The following is a 19,446-nucleotide window of genomic DNA, read 5'->3' as shown; positions in this document are numbered from 1 at the left end:
TTATGAGAATCGTATCTTTTACTGAAGCTAGAAATGGTCTTAAAGCTGTTCTAGACGGTGTAGTTAATGACGCAGATACAACAGTCATTACACGCCGTGACTCTGAAGATGCTGTGGTTATGTCTTTAGATTACTACAATAGCTTAATGGAAACAGTGCATTTACTACGCTCTCCTCAGAATGCTGAACACCTAAACCGCTCCATAGCACAGTATCGTGCTGGTCAAACAACTGAGCGAGATTTAATTGATGAGTAGCAGTCTACGTTTACTATCGTGGACTGACGACGCTTGGGGTGACTACCTGTATTGGCAAACGCAAGACAAAAAAACGCTCAAGCGCATCAACAAACTCATCAATGATGTTAAGCGTTCTCCTTTTGAGGGCATTGGTAAACCTGAACCGTTAAAAGAGAACTTATCTGGTTTTTGGTCTCGTCGTATTGATGATACCAACAGGCTTGTTTATGCAGTCGATGATCAAGCGATAACCATTATTTCGTGTCGTTACCACTACTAAATCAGGTTCAGCGGCTAGACACCTAACAATCTGCTCAAGACAGATTATCAACACTCGGCAATTTTTGTTCCTGGTGGGTTGGTTTAGGTATCGTGATTAGCGTTGCCAGCCACTTAACAGGGCGTTATGTCTAATCGAGAGTTCATGGAAAGAATGAAAGTACTTATAGCAGGAACCAATGGATATATTGGCAGCCACGTTACTAAGAAATTTGTCGAAAATGGCTTTGAAGTTTCAATTTTTTGTCGGACTAGAGGTGTAGTACCGCATGTTCGGAAGCTAGCAAACGAGTCAACAGAGTTTGCTGGTTACTTTGATATCGTTATAAATTGCGCTCGTCCACATTGGGCAGAATTTTCGCCAGAGGAAATTGCTGATACGGAGTTCAAACTGTTAATGCAATTGGACAGCCTAGCGGCTGAAGGGGCGACAAAAATCCACACATCAGGCATTTGGCTGTTCGGCAATGCATCTCAAGACGATCTCACAGAGTTCAGATTGAAACCTTTAGAAGTTGTGAAGGCAGATACAATGACAATAGATTACGCCATAAGAGAAAAGTGGCATGTAGTTTACTGTCCTAGTTTGGTATACGGTGGTGAAAACTGTCAGTTAAAGCGAATTGTAGACTCTTTGCCCAACAAGACTTTCCAAGTAGCGGTACCTTCTCGAGGTTATAACCAATACATCCATGTTAATGATATTGCTGGATTCTATTTGGCACTGGTGCAAAGTAGACATCCCTCAGCACAACACTTTATTGCTGAGACTGAGGGGTATAGTCCTCTAGCATTTTCCCAGTTACTACTTGACTTTAATATAGTCAAACAGGTTAGAAAGAGCAGTTGGAGTGACTTTGAGAAATACCATGGCTTTTCGGCAGTGGAAATTGAGAAGTTAAATCTTAAACTTCCAACTAGTGCTTTGCTGGAACCGACAGAGTCCATCAGAAGCTATATAGAAAGCACACTTAATAACCGTGATAGGAGCTTGGAATGAGTAAGGAAATTTCTGAACGTTTGTTTCGATCTTTAGGTACACACGCTCTTAAAGCTTTTTCATTGTCCGAGAGAGGATTAACGTTAGTTGTTGCGCCTTGGGAAAACCTTGAAGATGAAGCCGTAGCCGTCTTTAGTGAACTAGAAATGAGCTACATTGAAGCCGATAGCGGCACTCAAGATCTCAGCACCGACTTTAACTTGCCCTGGGACATCATCCGATTTGATTCGTATCAGATCGAAGACGACCTTTGGAAATTTGGTTTGTGTTGTAGCGAAGTAAAAATAGGTTTTAAAGCTAAAATGCCTGAGATCTCATTCTCGTCTAAATAGCGCTATAACTGGTTGCGAACATAAAAATGTTTAAGTCAGATTCCCAAAGCTTCGTGTTTTCTGTTTAAATTGGCCTTAGTGCTTAAGATTTTAGTAGAAAGTATACTAAAGCCTTAATCTAGCGTTAATTTCATGGAGCGAACATTGTGGAAATCTGGAAGCTACTGTTTTTTATACCTGTGTGTTTTGCGCTAAACATGACGCCTGGCCCAAATAACCTATTATCTATGAATAATGCTCGTTGTTACGGCTTCAAGTCTGCTTTCATTGCTGGTCTTGGGCGAATAGCAGCGTTTTCTGTAATGATTGCGTTAGCCGCTTCTGGCCTAGCAGTCGTTTTATATGCCTCCGAGACCCTTTTTCTGACCATTAAAATAGCAGGCGCAGCTTATTTATTGTGGATTGCTTTTAACCTTTGGCGTTCAGAGTCAAACCCTATAAAGGAGTTTTCAGATGCTCAAGACCGATTGGGTTTAGCGAAGCAAGAATTTTTGCTAGCAGCTGGTAACCCCAAAGCTATTTTGATTTTCACTGCATTCCTTCCGCAGTTTGTTGATGTTTCGGCTAATGTAAAGGAACAGTTTTTCGCTTTAGGGGTGACTTTCCTGATACTAGAAATGGCCGCAGTATCTATTTATGCCATATTCGGAATATATTTAAGGCGATGGTTCACTAAACCTAAAATGACAAAGCGATTCAACAGAGGTTGCGCTACCTTTTTGGCGATCTCAGGGGCAAGTTTGTTGTTTAGTCGCCAACAATAACTAAGCGAGTCAATTCAGACATCCTTCAAGGTTCAATGAAAAGAGTGTGGAATTGATGTTTAGCGTTTAGGATGGAAACGTCTGGTTGTTTGGGCGGTGTTACCTCTCAATGCAGTATTGATTTCTTCAAGGAGCATTTAATATGAAACGGTTTATTCTAATACTCAATATTGCATTAGTTGGCTGTGCCTCTTCTCCAAATTTCGAGCAGTTTAACCCAAGTGAACCTAACTTTGATTTAGCTACGGATCTTGAACTCTGTGACTATGTAGGTGCGCAGCTACCGGAAAGTGAATCTGCAACTAAGGAGTTAGTAGCGCGGGGCGCTTTGAGCAACATGGATGTAGAGGCTATAAGAAAAGGCGGAGTTGTCGTTGGCAATTCAGAGTGCGCCGTTCGAGCACTCTGGGGAAAACGGTACAGTTCAAAACAGATAGAGTCTCTCAACAAACATGGTGATGTTCAGTCACAAGCCACTTATTCTTGTGAGTTAAATGGTATCCAGCATTGTCCATTCACAAAAATTAGCTTTGTAAATGGTCTGATAGTCTCGATCGAGAGTAAGAACTAGCGCTGACATTACACTGAGTACACGTCAGATTAAAAGCGCTTAGCTCATTCATTTATAGAAGGAACTATATGGAAGTAGTAGAAGCAAACTTGAGCTTAGCGCCTTTGCTCGCGAGCTATGCGAAAGAATGCTGTGAATCCGGAATTACCAAATATACTAATGTAGAGCGTGATCCAGAAAGCTACTTATCTGGTTTAATAGCACGTGCTCAACAAACCTCTGAATTGCCAAATGGCTATCTACCCAGTACCACATATTATTGCCTTAAGGATAACGAGATATTAGGTGCGATTCGGGTAAGGAGAGGAAGTAACGCAAACGTAGAAAATGTGATAGGACATATTGGTTACGAGACTAGGCCATCTGCCCGCGGTAAAGGGGTTGCTTCCTATTTGCTCGGCTGGGTGCGCGATCATGTTGTGACCGATCCTGTTATCGTGACGTGCTCAATCGATAATCCAATCTCACAGAAAGTGATAGAAAAGAGTGGTGGAGAATACCTCGGCAACTACGAGGATAAAAATGAAGGTGTGGTGAGGCGCTATCGATTAGTGCGTTCAGTGTAAACGACGAAATATGTAATCCATAAGGTTCGGTGTATGAAGATAACTTTTAAAACGGTTGTGTTACTTAGTACGGTTTTCACTTTGACCGCTTGCTTGGGAATGCCAAAGTCAGTCACACCTGTTGGTGATTTTGAACTCACTAACTATCTTGGTAAATGGTATGAGATAGCTCGTTTAGACCATTCTTTTGAACAAGGGCTTACACAAGTTACCGCGGAATACAGCTTACGCGATGATGGTGGGGTAAAGGTCATTAATCGCGGTTATAACAGCGAATCCCAACAGTGGAAAGAGGCTGAAGGAAAAGCGTACTTTGTCGATGCGAAGAACCAAGGGTATTTAAAAGTTTCCTTTTTCGGCCCCTTTTATGGTTCCTATGTGGTGTTTGAATTAGAACGTAGTAACTATGATTATGCGTTTGTGTCTGGCCCTAACAATGAGTACTTATGGCTATTAGCTCGGACACCAACAGTTAGTAATACTGTGATAGAGAAGTTTAAAGCCATGTCCAAAGAGCGAGGGTTTAACACTGACGAGTTGATCTTTGTCGAACAGCCTAAAAGTTAGGTAAACCAAGAGCCTCCGCAGAGGCTCTTTTTATAAGTCTGCGATTAGTACTTAAATTGCGCGACGATTTTCTCAAGTTTGAGGCTAACTCCCGACACTTGCTCGCTGCATCTTACAGAGCCTGAAACCACCTCAAAGGTGTTGCCCGCCAAATGCGCAATTTCAGTGATGTTACGATCAATTTCAGCAGAGACCATTGATTGCTCCTCAGAGGCAGTCGCGATTTGTGTGTTCATATCAAACATCTCGCCAATCTGTTCACTGATACCTTCAATGGCTTCCACCACTTTGTGAGTGTGTTCGTTGGTCGTTCTTGCCTGAGCTGCGCTGTTTGCCATTTGATTGGCCGTTTGCGAAATACCTTGAGTCAGTGACTGAATCGTAGACTCGATTTGATGAGTAGAGTCATTGGTCATTAATGACAGTTGGCGCACTTCATCCGCCACCACGGCAAAGCCGCGACCACTTTCACCCGCTCTAGCTGCCTCTATAGCGGCGTTAAGTGCAAGTAGGTTGGTTTGTTCCGCAATGCCTTGAATCGTCGACACCACCTGATTGATTTCTCGACTTTGCTCTTCAAGTGATACCACGTGGGTTTGAGACTCTTCAATACTTGCCGCTAACACATCAATTCGATCACCTGTTGCATGTGTCATATCTAGCGCATTCTGTGCTTCTGTCTTCACTCGCTCAGCATTGTGCGCAGCAGACTCAATATTGGCGGTGATCTCGTTGGTCGTCATGACCAATTCGTTGACGGCGGTCGCGACAGACTCTGATTCTAGCTTCTGCTGCTCCGCGTTCTTCATACTTTTCGAAGCTGCTTGTTCTGAGCTACATGAGCTTTCACTCAGCACTTCCATCACCGACGCGACATCTTTAATGTGCGTGTGTAGCTGGCTGACAAAGGTATCGAAAGAGTTGGCTAACTGCGCTAGTTCATCGTTACCTTTAGCGTTCATCCTGACGGTGAGATCGCCACTACCAGACGCGATATCTTTCATTAAGGTGTTAATGATTTTGATCCGCTTAAGGATACTTCTACCGATCATAAATAGAAGTAAAGAGAGTAGGGCAACCATGACTAAGCCGATTACTTGCAGCTGCTGCTTAACCTGTACCGTCGCTGATGATATTTCTTGCACAATAGCAGACTGCAAAGAGGCAATTTCTTCTTCCGTATTATGAACATTGCTTCTCAATTGCCCCCTTAAACCTTCATTAGCGCTGTAGCCCAGTAACGTTCTAGCATTGATAAGTTGATCCGCTTTTGATCGATAGTTAAAGAAGTAATTCGCTAACGGTGGATATTGTCCGACAGTCGATTCAAACTGACTTAGCGCATTGACCAGAAGGGTTTCACTCTCTTTCGATATATCAGATAGATAGCGAAAATCCGCTTCCATTAACTCAAACAGGGCGACTTTTAAGTTAATGTCACGCTGCTCAACGGCCAATTGTCTTAGTTCAAGGCGAGCTTGCTCCAACTGATTGATATAACTTGTTTCGCTGCCTTTTCCTTCAAGCAGATTAACTTGATTAACCAGTTGATGGAACTGAGCTTGATATTGTTCAAGTGTCTGCGAAATCTTTTTGGTCGAAGAAGTGAAGTCAAGATCGTTGAGTACCAAGGTATTAGATAAGTCTGCAAGACGTGCCGTCATTTGATCAAACGTTGAATCGAATCGCTTAGGGTATTTAAGGTCTTTACGTGCTAAGAAGTCTTTCTCATGGCGTCTTAGCATCAATAGATCGACTTCACTGGCGAGGTTTTGACTCGCTGCGTGCTCTAAGGACTGGAGTCGTTCAAGGCTAGAGTGCTCCACAAAACCGTAGAGGCCAACAAAAATTAATAATATGGCGTTAATGAGAAACAGTTTTGCGCGAATAGATAAAGAAAAACCTTTGGAATGCTGAGTGCCTGGAGAATCGTCCATGAACACCTCCCTGATAGCCTAGTGACGTCGATAGCTTACTTATGTGACAATTTTATAAAATTTTTATGACACATATATAAAACTAATAGCAGTGCATCGCGTCATTGCAAGTTTCGAGAGATAAAAAAACGCATCCAGGTGATGCGTTTAATATTTGGTAGGAACGATTACAAGATTAGCCTTTTACGTCGAAATCAATCTTGTTGGCACCAGTAAAGACTTGAAAGCGTAACCCTTTTGCACGAGCAATCGTTGTAATTCCAAACTTCTCCGCGAGCTCTAACCCCATTTGCGTAACACCAGAGCGAGATAACAGAACTGGTATCCCCATTTGCGCCACTTTAATCACCATTTCAGAAGTAAGGCGACCGGTTGTGTAAAAAATCTTGTCTTCTCCAGACTCTTGATTAAGCCACATTTCACCTGCCAACGTATCGACGGCATTGTGACGACCCACATCTTCAACGAAAGAGAGGACTTCATTACCTTTGCACACCGCACAACCATGAACCGCACCCGCTTTTTTATACGTGTCGTTGTAATGAGTTAATGCTTCCAGTGCGGAATAGATTTCAGATTGCTTGAGAGGGACTTGAGGAACTTGATAACCTTCAAGCTGCTTCATCACATTGCCATACATGGTGCCTTGCCCGCAGCCAGAAGTGACGGTCTTTTTCTTGAGTGCGCTTTCGACTTGTTGAATGTCTTCTTTAGTGATTACCGCTGCAGTGTGCGTTTCCCAGTCAATAATGACAGACTCTAACGATTCAGGATCACTGATAAAGCTTTGGTTTTTCAAATATCCGAGAACTAAGGACTCAGGGCGAGACCCAAGCGTCATTAAGGTTACGACTTCTTTCCAGTTCAGCATCACTGTAAGAGGGCGTTCACAGGCGATCTGCTTGGTCAGCCTTTCACCGTATTCATCAAACACTTCGACTTCGATGGTTTGCAAAGGGTTTTCACTGGTTTTAATAATGTTTGGTTTAACCACAGACGTTTCCTATCTAAATTCTCAGTATTATTTTTGCTACTTGTTGCTTGCAATTAGCGTTCCTATTTGTTGATCCTCTAATTTTGACAAACCAACGCCATCTCAGTCAGAAATTTCAACTAAATTGGTTGAATATAGAGCAAGTCAGTTATGGGTACAGATATTGCTTGCAGCATGAGCATATAACTCTAATTAAGTGATTTGTGTAAATCCATTAAATATCAAATTCGACGCTGGTGAACCATGTCAAAACATCAAACTGTGACTGAAAAAGTAGAAAAATCTGAAGAGCTATGGCCAATTGAATGCCAACTCGTCGCACATGAAATCGCCACAGGCCTATGGACGACGACGCAATGGCAATTAGCTTCATTCGACCTTACTCCAAACCAAGCAAATACCTCGGCTGCCTTGCTTCAATTACACCGAGATGAGCGCACCGATTATCGATTTAACCTAAGCTCAACTCAGCCAAAACTGTTTTTGGTTTTAGACAATGTCGACTCTGATGAGACGCCAAACATCGTTACGCTAACCGCGTCACAAAGTGTTGCAGGTCAGTATATGGATGGCGATTACTTGGTGCTCTCTAATGATATGCCTCTCCCTGTTCAGGCGTGGATGGAAGCCTTTATTGGTCGTCACGGAGAGCTGCTCGAACAAAGACGCAAAAAACGTAAAGGGGCAGGTAGAGCAAGTGGCAACTAGTTTTTTTAATCGTTGGTCCAAAAAGAAGTTCGAAGGTGAAAGCGCTTCTCAGGATGAGCCTTTGGCCGAGCTCGATCAAGATGTCGTCAGAACCGAGTCAGAGATAGCAGGGGAACCAGAAGCCGCTATAGAACAAAGCAGCCAAGAGGTTGAAGCTACGGAGCAACCTGAGACGAACATCGCTTCACTTCTCGCTTCAGAAGCTGAATCTGCGGTAAAAAAAGCCGCATTAAGAAAGCTGTTCCTATCGGGTCAGTTTAGTAAAGTCGATGGCCTGAATGATTATGACCACGACTATAAAGCGGTAAAAAGCCTCTCTTCAGATGTTGCTGAAAAGCTTCGCGATTGGATGCAATCTGATGAAGAAGAGGTAGACAATAATACTCAGCTTATAAGTAGTGATGATGACTTAGCTAATCAAGATGAAGTTGAAGAACAAACGATGAGCGATTCTTCGCAATCGGTAGAAAGTACGGAAACAGTGGGACAAAATATACCACACAAAGAATAGGTACATTTTGACTAAATCATCAATTTACGGAGTGGGACAAATTGTCTCACTCCGTTTTTTTATTGTGTAATTGGTCATCGAATTACCATAAAGCATTGATTTAAAGGGTATATAAAGTTGGTACAGCAATTGCTTTTACTCGCCTAAGTGAATATTCCGTTCTACTGGAACAGAGCAATGCTAAAAGAACTACTACAAGAATCAACATCGGCAAACGGAAAGGCGCGACGCTATGCGTTTGAGAATACCGTTGAGCTAACCAATCTTATTCCACCAACTGTCAGCTATGAAAGTGGTGGTAACACACTCATCGTAGGGCCTACATCCATTATTGAGAGCGCCGCTGCTCAATTAGAGCAGTTAAAGAGTGTCACCTTGCTTTCAACTGACGGTGAGAAAGGTGAGTCTAACAACCTCTATTTTGCTAGCTCAGTTCAAGTTTCGGGTTTTCTAGGGACGTTTACTGTCGTCACCGAAAACAACGGAATTGAAAGTAATCTTGCGCAGGTTGCTATCAACAATGATTGCTTCGATATCGTTCTAGACTTGTGCCTTAGCAGCTGCATGAGTGAAGAAGTCCCAGTCCCTGGTTATTACCCAGTGGGGCGCGGTTATCCAAAACTCGCGGAGGCGCTGGAAGAGATCCCGACTCTGATGGGCACGTTTGATAAACCAAAGTTCTTTCGTTTAGACACAGACTTATGTGCGCACAGCTCTCGTGGCGTGAAAGGGTGCGAGCGATGTGTTGATGCTTGTCCTGCAGGTGCATTATCCAGTGAAGGTACAGATAAAACAGGGCATAGAATCGAAATTAACCCTTACCTTTGTCAGGGCGTGGGCACTTGTGCAACCGCGTGTCCGACAGAGGCGATTCGTTACGCGCTTCCTACTCCGCAAGAAACCCAGAAATTCATAGAACGCACACTGGCAAACTATGAGCAAGCGGGCGGGCAAGATCCTATTGTTTTAATTTGTAGCTCACGCCATGAACAGTACAACGTGATGGCGCTTAAAGCACTGCCAGATAATGTCGTTCCTGTTGTTGTAGAAGAACTGCCTTCAGTTGGGATTGACTCGTGGTTTGCAGCATTAGTAAATGGGGCAACTCAAGTTCTTTTTGCCGCCAGTCGTTTTATGCCAGAAACCATTCTTCGTGTCCTCAACAATGAAGTGGCCACTGCACAAGAATTGCTGACTCAGCTCGGTATTACGAAAGAGACCGTAGATATTCTTTATCTAGAATCTCTGAGAGAAGGGGCACCAACGCTTTGCACCGAATCGTTTGATTTGGCATTGGGCGATCTTCAAGGGAATAAACGTCAACGTCTTTTCACCGCACTAGATTCTCTCGCACAAGCGCGTATTCCTGTTGAGAACATTGTAGAGCTGCCAGAAAGCGCGCCTTACGGAAATGTCAGCTGTGAAAGTAAAGATTGTACCTTGTGTATGAGTTGTGTCGCCGTTTGTCCTACCCGAGCACTACACACCGATGGATCTTCTCCTTCACTTCAATTCGTCGAGCAAGACTGCATTCAATGTGGGCTATGTGCTAAAGCGTGTCCTGAGCAAGTTTTGACTCTGACGCCTCGTATGAACTGGGACAAAGAGAGTCGCCAGCAAGCCCAAGTCATCCATCAGGAAAAAGCAGCCGAGTGTGTACGCTGCCACAAACCTTTTGCACCGCAGTCGATGATTGACATGTTACAAGAGAAGTTACGCGGTCACTCTCATTTTGCCGATGAAGCGGCTCTGAATCGCATTGCTATGTGTGAAGACTGCCGAGTGGTGGACATGTTTGAGTCCATGGCAGAAGACCCAACCAAACAATTGAATTATTAAGGTGTGAGTACGATGGATAATCAACAACAAACAATTCGTGCAGATATCTACCTACTACTGTCATCGCTATATCGTCAGCAGCCATCAACTGAACTGATCGCTTTCCTGTCCCAACTAGAGACCGAGCAAGCCGAAAGTGCCATGCAGCTTGCTTGGCACAAAGTGAAATCAGCAGCAATCGAAAGCAGCCAAGAACAACTAGAAGATGAATACCAAGAGCTATTTATCGGCATTGGTCGTGGTGAAGTAGTGCCTTTTGCTTCTTGGCACCTAACAGGGTCACTAATGGAGAAGCCGCTTGCGTCTATTCGTCATGATCTTGGACTTCTTGGCTTAGAGCGAGAAGAGCAAGTAAAGGAGCCAGAAGATCACTTTTCGGCGCTCTGTGAAGTGATGTCTGTACTCACCGACGAAGAGGAAGAGCTACAGCAAGTGTTCTTCAACAAACATTTAGGCACATGGTTCAGCTCTCTGGTTAAACAAGTGAAAGAAGCAAAGAACGCGAGCTTTTACTTGGCCGTAGCCGAACTGACGGACGCGTTTATGACTCTAGAGCAAGTGCGGTTCAGTGCCAATCTACAAAACAGCAAAAACAAATTAAAAATTGATGTGAAAAACGTGACTGAGTATGAGCAGCCTCAGCAATAACGTCTCACGTCGATAGCAATACCTACTAAAAAGGGTAAGGAAGCAATAATGAAAGATAATAAAGAGTTAAATCAAAGCCGTAGGGATCTTTTCAAAGGCTTAACGACCGCAGCAGTCGCTGGAGCCGTAGTCGCTGGCACTACCAAAGTGGCTAGCGCTGCAGAATCTGTAGAAGTGAAGCAAGACGAAAAGAAAACGGGTTATCACGAAACTCAACACATTCGTGACTACTACGAAACGCTATAGGAGCTAACCAATGAAATTAGTCAAACGCTCCGATAACGTGAGCAAAGAACAGAATCAGTTAGGTGTATCGAGACGTGCCTTCATGAAAAACAGCTCGCTTGCTGCTGGTGGCGCTGTCGTAGGCGCGAGTTTGTTTGCACCCGGCATGATCAAAAAAGCAGAAGCCAAAGCTGTTGATCCTAATGCAAAAACAGAGATCAAACGTACCATCTGTTCTCACTGTTCTGTTGGTTGTGGTATTTACGCTGAAGTTCAAAACGGCGTATGGACGGGCCAAGAGCCTGCATTCGACCACCCATTTAACGCTGGTGGACACTGTGCGAAAGGCGCTGCTCTACGTGAGCACGGACATGGTGAACGTCGCTTAAAGTACCCGATGAAACTTGAAGGCGGTAAGTGGAAGAAGCTTTCTTGGGATCAAGCGATAGAAGAGATCGGTAACAAGGTTCTCGATATTCGCAAAGAATCTGGCCCTGACTCTGTCTACTGGCTAGGTAGTGCGAAGCACAGCAACGAACAAGCGTATATGTTCCGTAAAATGGCGTCACTTTGGGGCACAAATAACGTCGATCACCAAGCGCGTATCTGTCACTCAACAACCGTAGCAGGTGTAGCAAACACTTGGGGTTACGGCGCGATGACTAACTCGTTCAATGACATGCATAACTGTAAGTCGATGCTATTCATTGGCTCAAACCCTGCAGAAGCACACCCAGTTGCGATGCAACACATCCTGATCGCTAAAGAGAAAAACAACTGTAAGATCGTTGTTGCTGACCCGCGTCGCACGCGTACTGCTGCAAAATCGGATCACTATGTCTCTCTTCGTCCTGGTTCAGACGTTGCTTTCATTTGGGGTATTTTGTGGCACGTTTTCGCTAACAAATGGGAAGACAAAGAGTTCATCCGTCAACGCGTATTTGGTATGGATGAAATCCGTGAAGAAGTCGCCAAGTGGAGCCCTGCGGAAGTTGAACGCGTCACTGGCGTGTCTGAATCGGATGTTTACAAAACCGCTAAACTACTTTCAGAAAACCGCCCTGGCTGTGTGGTTTGGTGTATGGGTGGTACTCAGCACACCACAGGTAACAACAACACGCGTGCTTACTGTGTGCTAGAGCTTGCGCTTGGCAACATGGGTAAATCGGGTGGTGGTGCGAACATCTTCCGTGGCCACGACAACGTACAGGGTGCAACAGACCTTGGCGTTCTATCTCATACACTTCCTGGTTACTACGGCCTTTCTGATGGCGCTTGGAAGCACTGGTCGAAAGTTTGGAATCTAGAGCACAAATGGGTTCAAGATCGATTCGATCAAAATGAGTATCGCGGCAAGAAACCGATGAATAACATGGGTATTCCTGTGTCTCGTTGGATCGATGGTGTATTAGAAAACAAAGACAACATCGAGCAAAATGACAATATTCGCGCCATGTTCTATTGGGGTCACGCAGTAAACTCGCAAACTCGTGGCGTTGAAATGAAGAAGGCAATGCAAAAGCTGGATATGATGGTCATCGTTGACCCATACCCAACAGTTGCAGCGGTAATGAATGATCGTACCGATGGCGTTTATCTTCTACCTGCGACAACCCAGTTCGAAACGTACGGCAGTGTAACGGCGTCTAACCGTTCTATTCAGTGGCGCGACAAGGTGGTTGATCCTCTGTTTGAATCAAAACCTGACCATGAAATCATGTACTTGCTGACCAAGAAGCTAGGTTTTGCAGATCAGCTGTTTAAGAATGTGAAGGTGGAAAACAACCAACCTGTAATCGAAGACATTACCCGTGAATTTAACCGCGGTATGTGGACGATCGGTTACACAGGTCAAAGCCCAGAGCGTTTAAAAGCGCACCAACAGAACTGGCACACATTCCACAAAACGTCACTAGAAGCTGAAGGTGGTGTTGCTCACGGTGAAACCTACGGTCTACCTTGGCCATGTTGGGGTACACCAGAAATGAAGCACCCTGGTACGCACATTCTTTATGATACGTCTAAGCCAGTGGCTCAGGGCGGCGGTAACTTCCGCGCACGCTTTGGCGTTGAATTTGAAGGCACTAATATCCTTGCCGAAGATAGCTACTCAAAAGGCTGTGAGATTGAAGATGGTTACCCAGAATTCAGCGACAAGTTATTGAAGTCTCTCGGTTGGTGGGATGACCTTACCGCTGAAGAAAAAGCAGCAGCGGAAGGTAAAAACTGGAAGACAGACCTATCTGGCGGTATTCAGCGTGTTGCCATCAAGCATGGCTGTATTCCTTTCGGTAACGCGAAAGCGCGTGCTGTGGTTTGGACCTTCCCTGATCGCGTACCACTTCACCGTGAACCGCTCTACACACCACGTCGTGATCTTGTTGCGGATTACCCTACGTGGGACGACAGCGAGTCTATCTACCGTCTACCAACCATGTACAAGTCGATTCAAGATAAAGATGTATCGGGTGAGTACCCAATCATCCTAACCTCAGGTCGTCTGGTTGAGTACGAAGGTGGTGGTGAAGAGACGCGTTCGAACCCATGGCTAGCTGAGCTTCAACAAGAAATGTTTGTTGAAGTGAACCCGAAAGATGCCAATGACCTTGGCTTCAAAGATGGTGAAATGGTTTGGGTTGAAGGTGCAGAGAAAGGCCGCATCCATGTCAAAGCGATGGTCACGCGACGCGTTAAACCGGGTATGGCATTTATTCCATTCCACTTCGGCGGCAAATTCCAAGGTGAAGATCTTCGCGGCAAATACCCAGAAGGCACTGACCCATACGTTATTGGTGAATCTGCCAACATCGCCACGACTTACGGTTATGACCCTGTCACGCAAATGCAGGAAACCAAAGTCACCCTATGTAACATTCGCAAAGCTTAAGGAGTCAACAAATGGCTAGAATGAAATTCCTTTGTGACACCAAGCGCTGTATTGAATGTAACGGCTGTGTCACTGCGTGTAAGAACGAAAATGATGACGCGTTAGAGTGGGGTATCCAACGTCGCCGCGTCGTTACTTTGAACGATGGTGAACCGGGTGAGAACTCGATTTCTGTTGCTTGTATGCACTGTACCGATGCGCCTTGTATGGCGGTTTGTCCGGCGGACTGTTTCGAGCACACAGAAGATGGCATCGTGCTACACAACAAAGATCTTTGTATCGGTTGTGGCTACTGCTTGTTTGCTTGTCCGTTTGGTGCTCCTCAGTTCCCTAAACAGGAAGCGTTTGGCGAGCGCGGCAAAATGGACAAGTGTACCTTCTGTGCAGGTGGTCCTGAAACAGAAGCGGGCTCTGTTGAAGAGCGTCAGAAGTACGGTGCGAACCGTATTGCTGAAGGTAAGCTGCCAATGTGTGCTTCACTCTGTTCAACCAAAGCTCTGTTGGCAGGTGATGCTGAGAAGGTGTCTGACATCTTCCGTCAACGTGTTGTAGAGCGTGGTGCTAAAGGCGCTGGTTGGACAGACGGTAATGATCTGTCTTACGACGCAACGAAAAGCTAAGACTGGAGAGATTCATGTTTTCAATGTTTAAACGTGCATCTCTAGTAATGCTGTCAATGATGGCAGCATTACTCTTTGCTTTATCGCTGCCTGCGCATGCTGAGCAAAAAGAGTCTGAAGTTGCACAACGTGAAATGACCCAATTGGCAGGAGCCGATTTCTGGCGTCAAGTTCGTCAAGGCGAAGAGGGCTACACGACGTCTCAGTTCCCTGAGCATGGAATGCTAATTAGTACCCCAGGTCAAACTTGGTACATTTTGAAAGAGAAATGGATGTCACCAGCGGGAGCTGTGGCGATTTTCGGTAGTATCGCATTCGTTACCTTAATGTACATTGTGATTGGTCCTCTCATGTTGAGTGCGCCAAGAACAGGTAAGAAGATCAAACGCTGGTCTCGACTGGATCGCGCCTTGCACTGGAGTATGGCGTTTACCTTCTTAACACTCGCGTTTAGTGGGCTGATGTTGGTTTACGGTAAACATTTCCTTAAGCCGTACATTCCGTCAGAGCTATGGGGTTTCATCATTATGTTGGCGAAGCAATACCATAACTACATTGGACCTATCTTCTACGTGTTACTGCTGTGTGTTCTGATTAAGTGGTGGCGTAAATCGATCTTTAAGAAAGTCGATATTGCTTGGTTTATGAGGCTTGGTGGTATGGTTGGTAAACACAAAGGTTCACATCCTTCGGCAGAGTTTTCAAACGCAGGTGAAAAAGCACTATTTTGGCTGCTTATTGTTGTGGGCTCTGTGGTTGCGCTTAGTGGTCTGGTGTTAGATTTTCCAATCTTTGGCCAGACCCGCCGTGATATGGAGCTGTCTAACCTCGTTCATATGTTGGCGGCGCTCATTCTGATCTGTGGTTTTGTGTTCCACATCTATATCGGCCTGTTCGGTATGGAAGGTGCACTAGAAGGTATGGTCACGGGTGAGGTTGACGAAACTTGGGCGAAAGAACACCACGATCTTTGGTATCAAGAAATGATGGAAAAAGAGCGTCAAGAGCAGGGAGTAAGTACTGCGGACAACACCTCTGATAACCAAGTAAAAGGAGCGCAGACAAATGAACAAACCTCATAAGGGCATTTGGGTTGCGTACATCCTAAGTTGCTTTACACCGTTCACCTGTTTGATCTCGGGTGTGATAGCCATAATCTATGCGGGATACCGTTTAGATAAGGGAGAGGATGGGGAGATCATTGACTCTCATTATTATGGATTGATTAGAACCTTCTTCCTCAACCTAACTTACTTCGTTGTACTGATCATTACAGTCGCGACATCGAATGGTGTTCTTATTGGTGTGAATGACTACTGGTATAAGAGCCATCTGATTGATGACATTGCTTACTATATCCCTTATGTAGGCATGTTATTCGGTTTGATTGCCATTGCGTTCTGGTTTGTTCGTATGTTCCAAGGTATGAATAAGCTTAAAGAGAACCAGCCATTTAGCTTCTCTAAAGGTCCAAACCTTTAAATTTGAACTTAATATTTATTAGCCCTGAACATTCAGGGCTTTTTTTTGCACCACAATAACCCGCCTCAGTCTGGTGCGTTAATCCCCATAACCGTGCAGTGCTTCACCAAAGGTGTGCGTCCGATTCCTTAGGCTGATTTCTGCCTACTAGATAAAATATCTATTATTCATAAGCTTAGTCCTAATTTATAGAATCATAACCTACTGGCATGTAACTTGCCGTATCAGTGCTTCAAGCAATATCACCAATGTGGTGAGCAACGTTATATGACGCACAGGAAAAGTGCGCGACAACAAAAATGGAGACTTATACGAATGAGCGTAACAGCAAGTCAGGTTCATGGAGCCGTTCAAACCCTGACTCAAAGTTCGGACACACTTTTTCTTCTTCTTGGCGCCATCATGGTGTTCTTAATGCACGCTGGCTTTGCCTTTTTGGAAGTTGGTACAGTAAGGCATAAAAACCAAGTTAACGCGTTAGTCAAAATCCTTGCTGACTTTGGTATTTCAGCACTTGCTTACTTCTTTATTGGCTATTGGGTCGCGTATGGTGCTAACTTTTTCGCAGACGCTCAAACTTTGTCACAGGGTAACGGATACGAGTTAGTCAAGTTCTTCTTCCTACTTACTTTTGCTGCTGCTATTCCTGCCATTGTTTCTGGTGGTATCGCTGAGCGTGCACGTTTTTATCCTATCTTAGTCGCCACATTCTTTACGGTCGGATTAGTTTATCCGGTATTTGAAGGCATGATCTGGAATGGAAACTTTGGCTTGCAAGCTTGGTTTGAGGCGCAATTTGGTTATGGCTTCCATGACTTCGCTGGTTCCGTCGTGGTACATGGCGTTGGCGGTTGGATAGCATTAGTTGCCGTTATCTTCCTAGGTATGCGTAAAGGGCGTATTAGAGCAGGGAAACACACCAACTTCGCACCTTCGAACATCCCATTTTTGGCATTGGGCGCATGGATTCTCTGTGTCGGCTGGTTTGGCTTTAATGTGATGTCAGCGCAAACATTGAATGGTATCAGCGGGCTAGTTGCCATGAACTCATTGATGGCGATGGTTGGCGGTATTGTTGCAGCGCTTATCGCGGGTAAAAACGACCCGGGCTTTATTCATAACGGTCCTTTAGCAGGACTTGTAGCGATTTGTGCCGGTTCTGACCTTATGCATCCTATCGGCTCGCTCATTACTGGCGGTGTTGCGGGGGCGCTGTTTGTTTATCTGTTTACCTACCTCCAAAACAAAACCAAGATTGATGATGTGCTTGGCGTGTGGCCTTTACATGGCGTTTGCGGGGCGTGGGGTGGAATCGCCGCAGGAATCTTTGGTCAAAGCGCGCTAGGGGGCTTAGGGGGCGTGAGTTTTACCGTTCAACTACTTGGCACTATTGCAGGCATTTCCATCGCAGTGATTGGCGCGCTCATAGTCTACGGAGTTATCGATAAAGTGTCTGGTTTACGTTTATCAGAAGAAGATGAGTTTAACGGTGCAGACTTAGCCATTCATAAAATTTCAGCCACAAATGAAGACTAATCTTTCGTTCACTCAATAGATAAGGCAGCCCAAGTTGGCTGCCTTTTTGTTTAACCTCACAAAAACTAGGTAAAACATTGCATATTTCGACCATGGTCTAACTTGCAGCGCTAGGGAAGAGGGAGAGTCGATGCTAAGCTAATCTCAAGAACACTAACAAGGAAGTAGTATGAATTTCCCGTATCGTAATGTCGTTATCTTAACTGGAGCTGGAATCTCTGCTGAGTCAGGTATCCAAACTTTCCGTGCTCAAGACGGTTTGTGGGAAAACCATCGAATCGAGGATGTTGCCACTCCAGAAGGCTTCGAGCGTAATCCTGATTTGGTTCAAGACTTTTACAACCAGCGCCGCCTAGGGCTGCAAGATCCTTCCATTGAGCCAAATGCCGCTCATATTGCGCTTGGTCAACTTGAAGAGCAACTCGAAGGAACGGTCACCATTATCACGCAAAACATCGACAACCTTCATGAGCGTGGAGGAAGTAGCAATGTCATTCATATGCATGGTGAGTTGCTTAAATCGCGCTGTAGTGAATCAAATCAAGTCATTGAGGAAAAGGGTGAGATTAAGACGGGCGATCTTTGTCATTGCTGTCAGATCCCTTCACAAATGCGACCTCATGTGGTGTGGTTTGGAGAGATGCCGCTAAGAATGGGCGATATTTATGCCTCGCTTGAAGCCGCAGACCTATTCGTATCAATCGGCACATCTGGGGTGGTCTATCCTGCGGCTGGCTTTGTCCATGACGCTAAAATGCATGGTGCGCACACGATAGAAATCAACCTTGAGCCGAGTGCCGTTGAAAGTGAGTTCGAAGAGAAACGTTACGGCAGAGCGAGTATAGAGGTGCCCAAACTAGTCGAAGAGATCTTGGGTCTCCAGCAGCCAAACGTAAAGCACGCTTAGTAATGTTCACTAAACTCTCAACGCTTGCGTTGGGAGTTTTTCATTCGATACATGGCTTGATCGGTTTTTTCAAGCGCAAGACCAAGCTCGTCGATATTGGTTAATTCTATGCCGTAGCTAAATTTAATACTTTCACCTTTCAGCTCTTGTTTAAGTTTTTCAACAAACTTCGCCCCTTGCGAGGGTTTCACCACAATAACAAATTCATCGCCACCAATCCTAAAGGCTTGATCATGTCTACCTAACACTTGGTTTATGGCTTGAGCCACTCGAATAATCATTAAGTCCCCAACCGCATGGCCTTTGGTGTCATTGACCAATTTGAGTCCATCAAGATCAATATAGATAAGATCAAACAACTTTAATCTAATCGAGGAGAGTTTTTTGCGGTTATAAAGACCCGTTAACTCATCGATACAGGCTTCATCATTGATTTGTTTAATCAGCTTAGTAAAACCAAGCGCGATCAACAGGTAGGCAATTTGTAAGGTACCGTCTTCAATCATGGTATCAACAAGATCGTACTTGTCGGACAATACATCGAGATAAGTGATTTCAGTGATGACATCATAAGCTTGATTAAAGATCAGCAGTAAGAAGCCATACTTGATAAAGCCATTATCGAGAATGGTGTTGCGAGAGATAACAAAGATGAAGATAAGAACAAAAAGGGTATTGCTTTCAAACCACACATCATTGCGTGAATCGATGTAATCGCTGTGGGTTAAAAACGCGATAAGCGTAGAAATGGCAAACAGCAGGCATAATATGACCAGTATGACTCTATACCTTCTTTTCATCGCTTATCCTTAGCTAACGTTAAGAGGGGGCTCT

Annotated in this window: 22 protein-coding genes; 19 read left to right on the top strand and 3 right to left on the bottom strand. The window is 44.7% G+C overall.

From position 1 onward, the window contains the following. The first annotated feature begins 2 nt into the window (after positions 1–2). The 8 genes from LYZ37_RS07480 to LYZ37_RS07445 all read left to right on the top strand — a co-directional run bounded on the left by LYZ37_RS07480 (position 3) and on the right by LYZ37_RS07445 (position 4,318). Positions 3–257, top strand: a complete 255-nt coding sequence (locus tag LYZ37_RS07480) for a type II toxin-antitoxin system Phd/YefM family antitoxin (protein WP_272787111.1) — start codon at positions 3–5, stop codon at positions 255–257. Then, on the top strand, positions 250–519 hold the full coding sequence (locus LYZ37_RS07475; RefSeq protein ID WP_272787110.1) for a Txe/YoeB family addiction module toxin: 270 nt from the start codon (positions 250–252) through the stop codon (positions 517–519). The genes LYZ37_RS07480 and LYZ37_RS07475 overlap by 8 nt, the downstream gene beginning before the upstream one ends. 153 nt (positions 520–672) lie before the next feature. Beyond that, the gene (locus tag LYZ37_RS07470; RefSeq protein WP_272787151.1) at positions 673–1,518 is read left to right on the top strand and encodes an NAD-dependent epimerase/dehydratase family protein; all 846 of its coding nucleotides are present in this window, start codon (positions 673–675) and stop codon (positions 1,516–1,518) included. Beyond that, entirely contained in the window at positions 1,515–1,850 is a 336-nt protein-coding gene (locus tag LYZ37_RS07465; protein ID WP_272787109.1) for a hypothetical protein, read from the top strand. The genes LYZ37_RS07470 and LYZ37_RS07465 overlap by 4 nt, the downstream gene beginning before the upstream one ends. A gap of 146 nt (positions 1,851–1,996) precedes the next feature. Further along, the gene (locus tag LYZ37_RS07460; protein ID WP_272787108.1) at positions 1,997–2,614 is read left to right on the top strand and encodes a LysE family translocator; all 618 of its coding nucleotides are present in this window, start codon (positions 1,997–1,999) and stop codon (positions 2,612–2,614) included. A gap of 142 nt (positions 2,615–2,756) precedes the next feature. After that, on the top strand, positions 2,757–3,185 hold the full coding sequence (locus tag LYZ37_RS07455) for a hypothetical protein (protein WP_239825822.1): 429 nt from the start codon (positions 2,757–2,759) through the stop codon (positions 3,183–3,185). Positions 3,186–3,253: 68 nt separating this feature from the next. Then, positions 3,254–3,751: a GNAT family N-acetyltransferase gene (locus LYZ37_RS07450; protein WP_272787107.1), complete on the top strand. Its 498-nt coding sequence runs from the start codon at positions 3,254–3,256 to the stop codon at positions 3,749–3,751. 33 nt (positions 3,752–3,784) lie between these two features. Continuing rightward, the gene (locus LYZ37_RS07445; protein WP_272787106.1) at positions 3,785–4,318 is read left to right on the top strand and encodes a lipocalin family protein; all 534 of its coding nucleotides are present in this window, start codon (positions 3,785–3,787) and stop codon (positions 4,316–4,318) included. A gap of 44 nt (positions 4,319–4,362) precedes the next feature. On the opposite strand, the gene LYZ37_RS07440 is transcribed toward LYZ37_RS07445, so the two are convergent. Then, positions 4,363–6,255 (bottom strand): methyl-accepting chemotaxis protein, encoded by a 1,893-nt coding sequence (locus tag LYZ37_RS07440; RefSeq protein WP_272787105.1) that lies wholly within the window; start codon positions 6,253–6,255, stop codon positions 4,363–4,365. Positions 6,256–6,430: 175 nt separating this feature from the next. Further along, the gene (locus tag LYZ37_RS07435; RefSeq protein WP_272787104.1) at positions 6,431–7,249 is read right to left on the bottom strand and encodes a formate dehydrogenase accessory sulfurtransferase FdhD; all 819 of its coding nucleotides are present in this window, start codon (positions 7,247–7,249) and stop codon (positions 6,431–6,433) included. A 243-nt stretch (positions 7,250–7,492) separates the two neighbouring features. On the opposite strand from LYZ37_RS07435, the gene LYZ37_RS07430 reads away from it, so the two are divergent. The 11 genes from LYZ37_RS07430 to cobB all read left to right on the top strand — a co-directional run bounded on the left by LYZ37_RS07430 (position 7,493) and on the right by cobB (position 18,612). Continuing rightward, entirely contained in the window at positions 7,493–7,957 is a 465-nt protein-coding gene (locus LYZ37_RS07430) for a DUF3305 domain-containing protein (protein ID WP_272787103.1), read from the top strand. Then, positions 7,947–8,468 (top strand): DUF3306 domain-containing protein, encoded by a 522-nt coding sequence (locus LYZ37_RS07425; RefSeq protein ID WP_272787102.1) that lies wholly within the window; start codon positions 7,947–7,949, stop codon positions 8,466–8,468. Before LYZ37_RS07430 ends, LYZ37_RS07425 begins: the two co-directional genes overlap by 11 nt. Positions 8,469–8,645: 177 nt before the next feature. Then, positions 8,646–10,307 (top strand): 4Fe-4S dicluster domain-containing protein, encoded by a 1,662-nt coding sequence (locus LYZ37_RS07420; RefSeq protein WP_272787101.1) that lies wholly within the window; start codon positions 8,646–8,648, stop codon positions 10,305–10,307. A gap of 12 nt (positions 10,308–10,319) precedes the next feature. Beyond that, positions 10,320–10,955: a TorD/DmsD family molecular chaperone gene (locus tag LYZ37_RS07415; protein ID WP_272787100.1), complete on the top strand. Its 636-nt coding sequence runs from the start codon at positions 10,320–10,322 to the stop codon at positions 10,953–10,955. A 48-nt stretch (positions 10,956–11,003) separates the two neighbouring features. Beyond that, entirely contained in the window at positions 11,004–11,201 is a 198-nt protein-coding gene (locus LYZ37_RS07410) for a transcriptional initiation protein Tat (protein ID WP_272787099.1), read from the top strand. Positions 11,202–11,211: 10 nt separating this feature from the next. Further along, a complete protein-coding gene (locus tag LYZ37_RS07405; protein ID WP_272787098.1) occupies positions 11,212–14,067 on the top strand; it encodes a formate dehydrogenase subunit alpha in 2,856 nt (951 codons plus the stop codon). An 11-nt stretch (positions 14,068–14,078) separates the two neighbouring features. After that, the gene (gene fdh3B / locus LYZ37_RS07400; protein ID WP_004745954.1) at positions 14,079–14,687 is read left to right on the top strand and encodes a formate dehydrogenase FDH3 subunit beta; all 609 of its coding nucleotides are present in this window, start codon (positions 14,079–14,081) and stop codon (positions 14,685–14,687) included. Between the two features lie 14 nt (positions 14,688–14,701). Beyond that, positions 14,702–15,769, top strand: a complete 1,068-nt coding sequence (locus LYZ37_RS07395; RefSeq protein ID WP_272787097.1) for a formate dehydrogenase subunit gamma — start codon at positions 14,702–14,704, stop codon at positions 15,767–15,769. Further along, a complete protein-coding gene (locus tag LYZ37_RS07390) occupies positions 15,753–16,169 on the top strand; it encodes a hypothetical protein (protein ID WP_004745951.1) in 417 nt (138 codons plus the stop codon). The genes LYZ37_RS07395 and LYZ37_RS07390 overlap by 17 nt, the downstream gene beginning before the upstream one ends. A gap of 315 nt (positions 16,170–16,484) precedes the next feature. Further along, entirely contained in the window at positions 16,485–17,705 is a 1,221-nt protein-coding gene (locus tag LYZ37_RS07385) for an ammonium transporter (protein WP_272787096.1), read from the top strand. Positions 17,706–17,874: 169 nt separating this feature from the next. After that, the gene (cobB, locus tag LYZ37_RS07380; RefSeq protein WP_171324334.1) at positions 17,875–18,612 is read left to right on the top strand and encodes a Sir2 family NAD+-dependent deacetylase; all 738 of its coding nucleotides are present in this window, start codon (positions 17,875–17,877) and stop codon (positions 18,610–18,612) included. 17 nt (positions 18,613–18,629) lie between these two features. On the opposite strand, the gene LYZ37_RS07375 is transcribed toward cobB, so the two are convergent. Then, positions 18,630–19,412, bottom strand: a complete 783-nt coding sequence (locus LYZ37_RS07375; protein WP_272787095.1) for a GGDEF domain-containing protein — start codon at positions 19,410–19,412, stop codon at positions 18,630–18,632. Between the last annotated feature and the right edge of the window lie 34 nt (positions 19,413–19,446).

It is taken from the genome of Vibrio tubiashii (assembly GCF_028551255.1).
Taxonomy (GTDB): Bacteria; Pseudomonadota; Gammaproteobacteria; order Enterobacterales; family Vibrionaceae; genus Vibrio; species Vibrio tubiashii_B.
Note: the sequence above shows the minus strand (reverse complement) of the source record. Positions and strands in the feature narration are given on the sequence as shown.

Coding starts and splice junctions, on each gene's coding strand:
- LYZ37_RS07480 (WP_272787111.1), top strand. CDS start 3: ATGAGAATCGTATCTTTTACTGAAGCTAGAAATGGTCTTAAAGCTGTT.
- LYZ37_RS07475 (WP_272787110.1), top strand. CDS start 250: ATGAGTAGCAGTCTACGTTTACTATCGTGGACTGACGACGCTTGGGGT.
- LYZ37_RS07470 (WP_272787151.1), top strand. CDS start 673: ATGAAAGTACTTATAGCAGGAACCAATGGATATATTGGCAGCCACGTT.
- LYZ37_RS07465 (WP_272787109.1), top strand. CDS start 1,515: ATGAGTAAGGAAATTTCTGAACGTTTGTTTCGATCTTTAGGTACACAC.
- LYZ37_RS07455 (WP_239825822.1), top strand. CDS start 2,757: ATGAAACGGTTTATTCTAATACTCAATATTGCATTAGTTGGCTGTGCC.
- LYZ37_RS07450 (WP_272787107.1), top strand. CDS start 3,254: ATGGAAGTAGTAGAAGCAAACTTGAGCTTAGCGCCTTTGCTCGCGAGC.
- LYZ37_RS07445 (WP_272787106.1), top strand. CDS start 3,785: ATGAAGATAACTTTTAAAACGGTTGTGTTACTTAGTACGGTTTTCACT.
- LYZ37_RS07440 (WP_272787105.1), bottom strand. CDS start 6,255: ATGGACGATTCTCCAGGCACTCAGCATTCCAAAGGTTTTTCTTTATCT.
- LYZ37_RS07430 (WP_272787103.1), top strand. CDS start 7,493: ATGTCAAAACATCAAACTGTGACTGAAAAAGTAGAAAAATCTGAAGAG.
- LYZ37_RS07420 (WP_272787101.1), top strand. CDS start 8,646: ATGCTAAAAGAACTACTACAAGAATCAACATCGGCAAACGGAAAGGCG.
- LYZ37_RS07415 (WP_272787100.1), top strand. CDS start 10,320: ATGGATAATCAACAACAAACAATTCGTGCAGATATCTACCTACTACTG.
- LYZ37_RS07410 (WP_272787099.1), top strand. CDS start 11,004: ATGAAAGATAATAAAGAGTTAAATCAAAGCCGTAGGGATCTTTTCAAA.
- LYZ37_RS07405 (WP_272787098.1), top strand. CDS start 11,212: ATGAAATTAGTCAAACGCTCCGATAACGTGAGCAAAGAACAGAATCAG.
- fdh3B (WP_004745954.1), top strand. CDS start 14,079: ATGGCTAGAATGAAATTCCTTTGTGACACCAAGCGCTGTATTGAATGT.
- LYZ37_RS07395 (WP_272787097.1), top strand. CDS start 14,702: ATGTTTTCAATGTTTAAACGTGCATCTCTAGTAATGCTGTCAATGATG.
- LYZ37_RS07390 (WP_004745951.1), top strand. CDS start 15,753: ATGAACAAACCTCATAAGGGCATTTGGGTTGCGTACATCCTAAGTTGC.
- LYZ37_RS07385 (WP_272787096.1), top strand. CDS start 16,485: ATGAGCGTAACAGCAAGTCAGGTTCATGGAGCCGTTCAAACCCTGACT.
- cobB (WP_171324334.1), top strand. CDS start 17,875: ATGAATTTCCCGTATCGTAATGTCGTTATCTTAACTGGAGCTGGAATC.
- LYZ37_RS07375 (WP_272787095.1), bottom strand. CDS start 19,412: ATGAAAAGAAGGTATAGAGTCATACTGGTCATATTATGCCTGCTGTTT.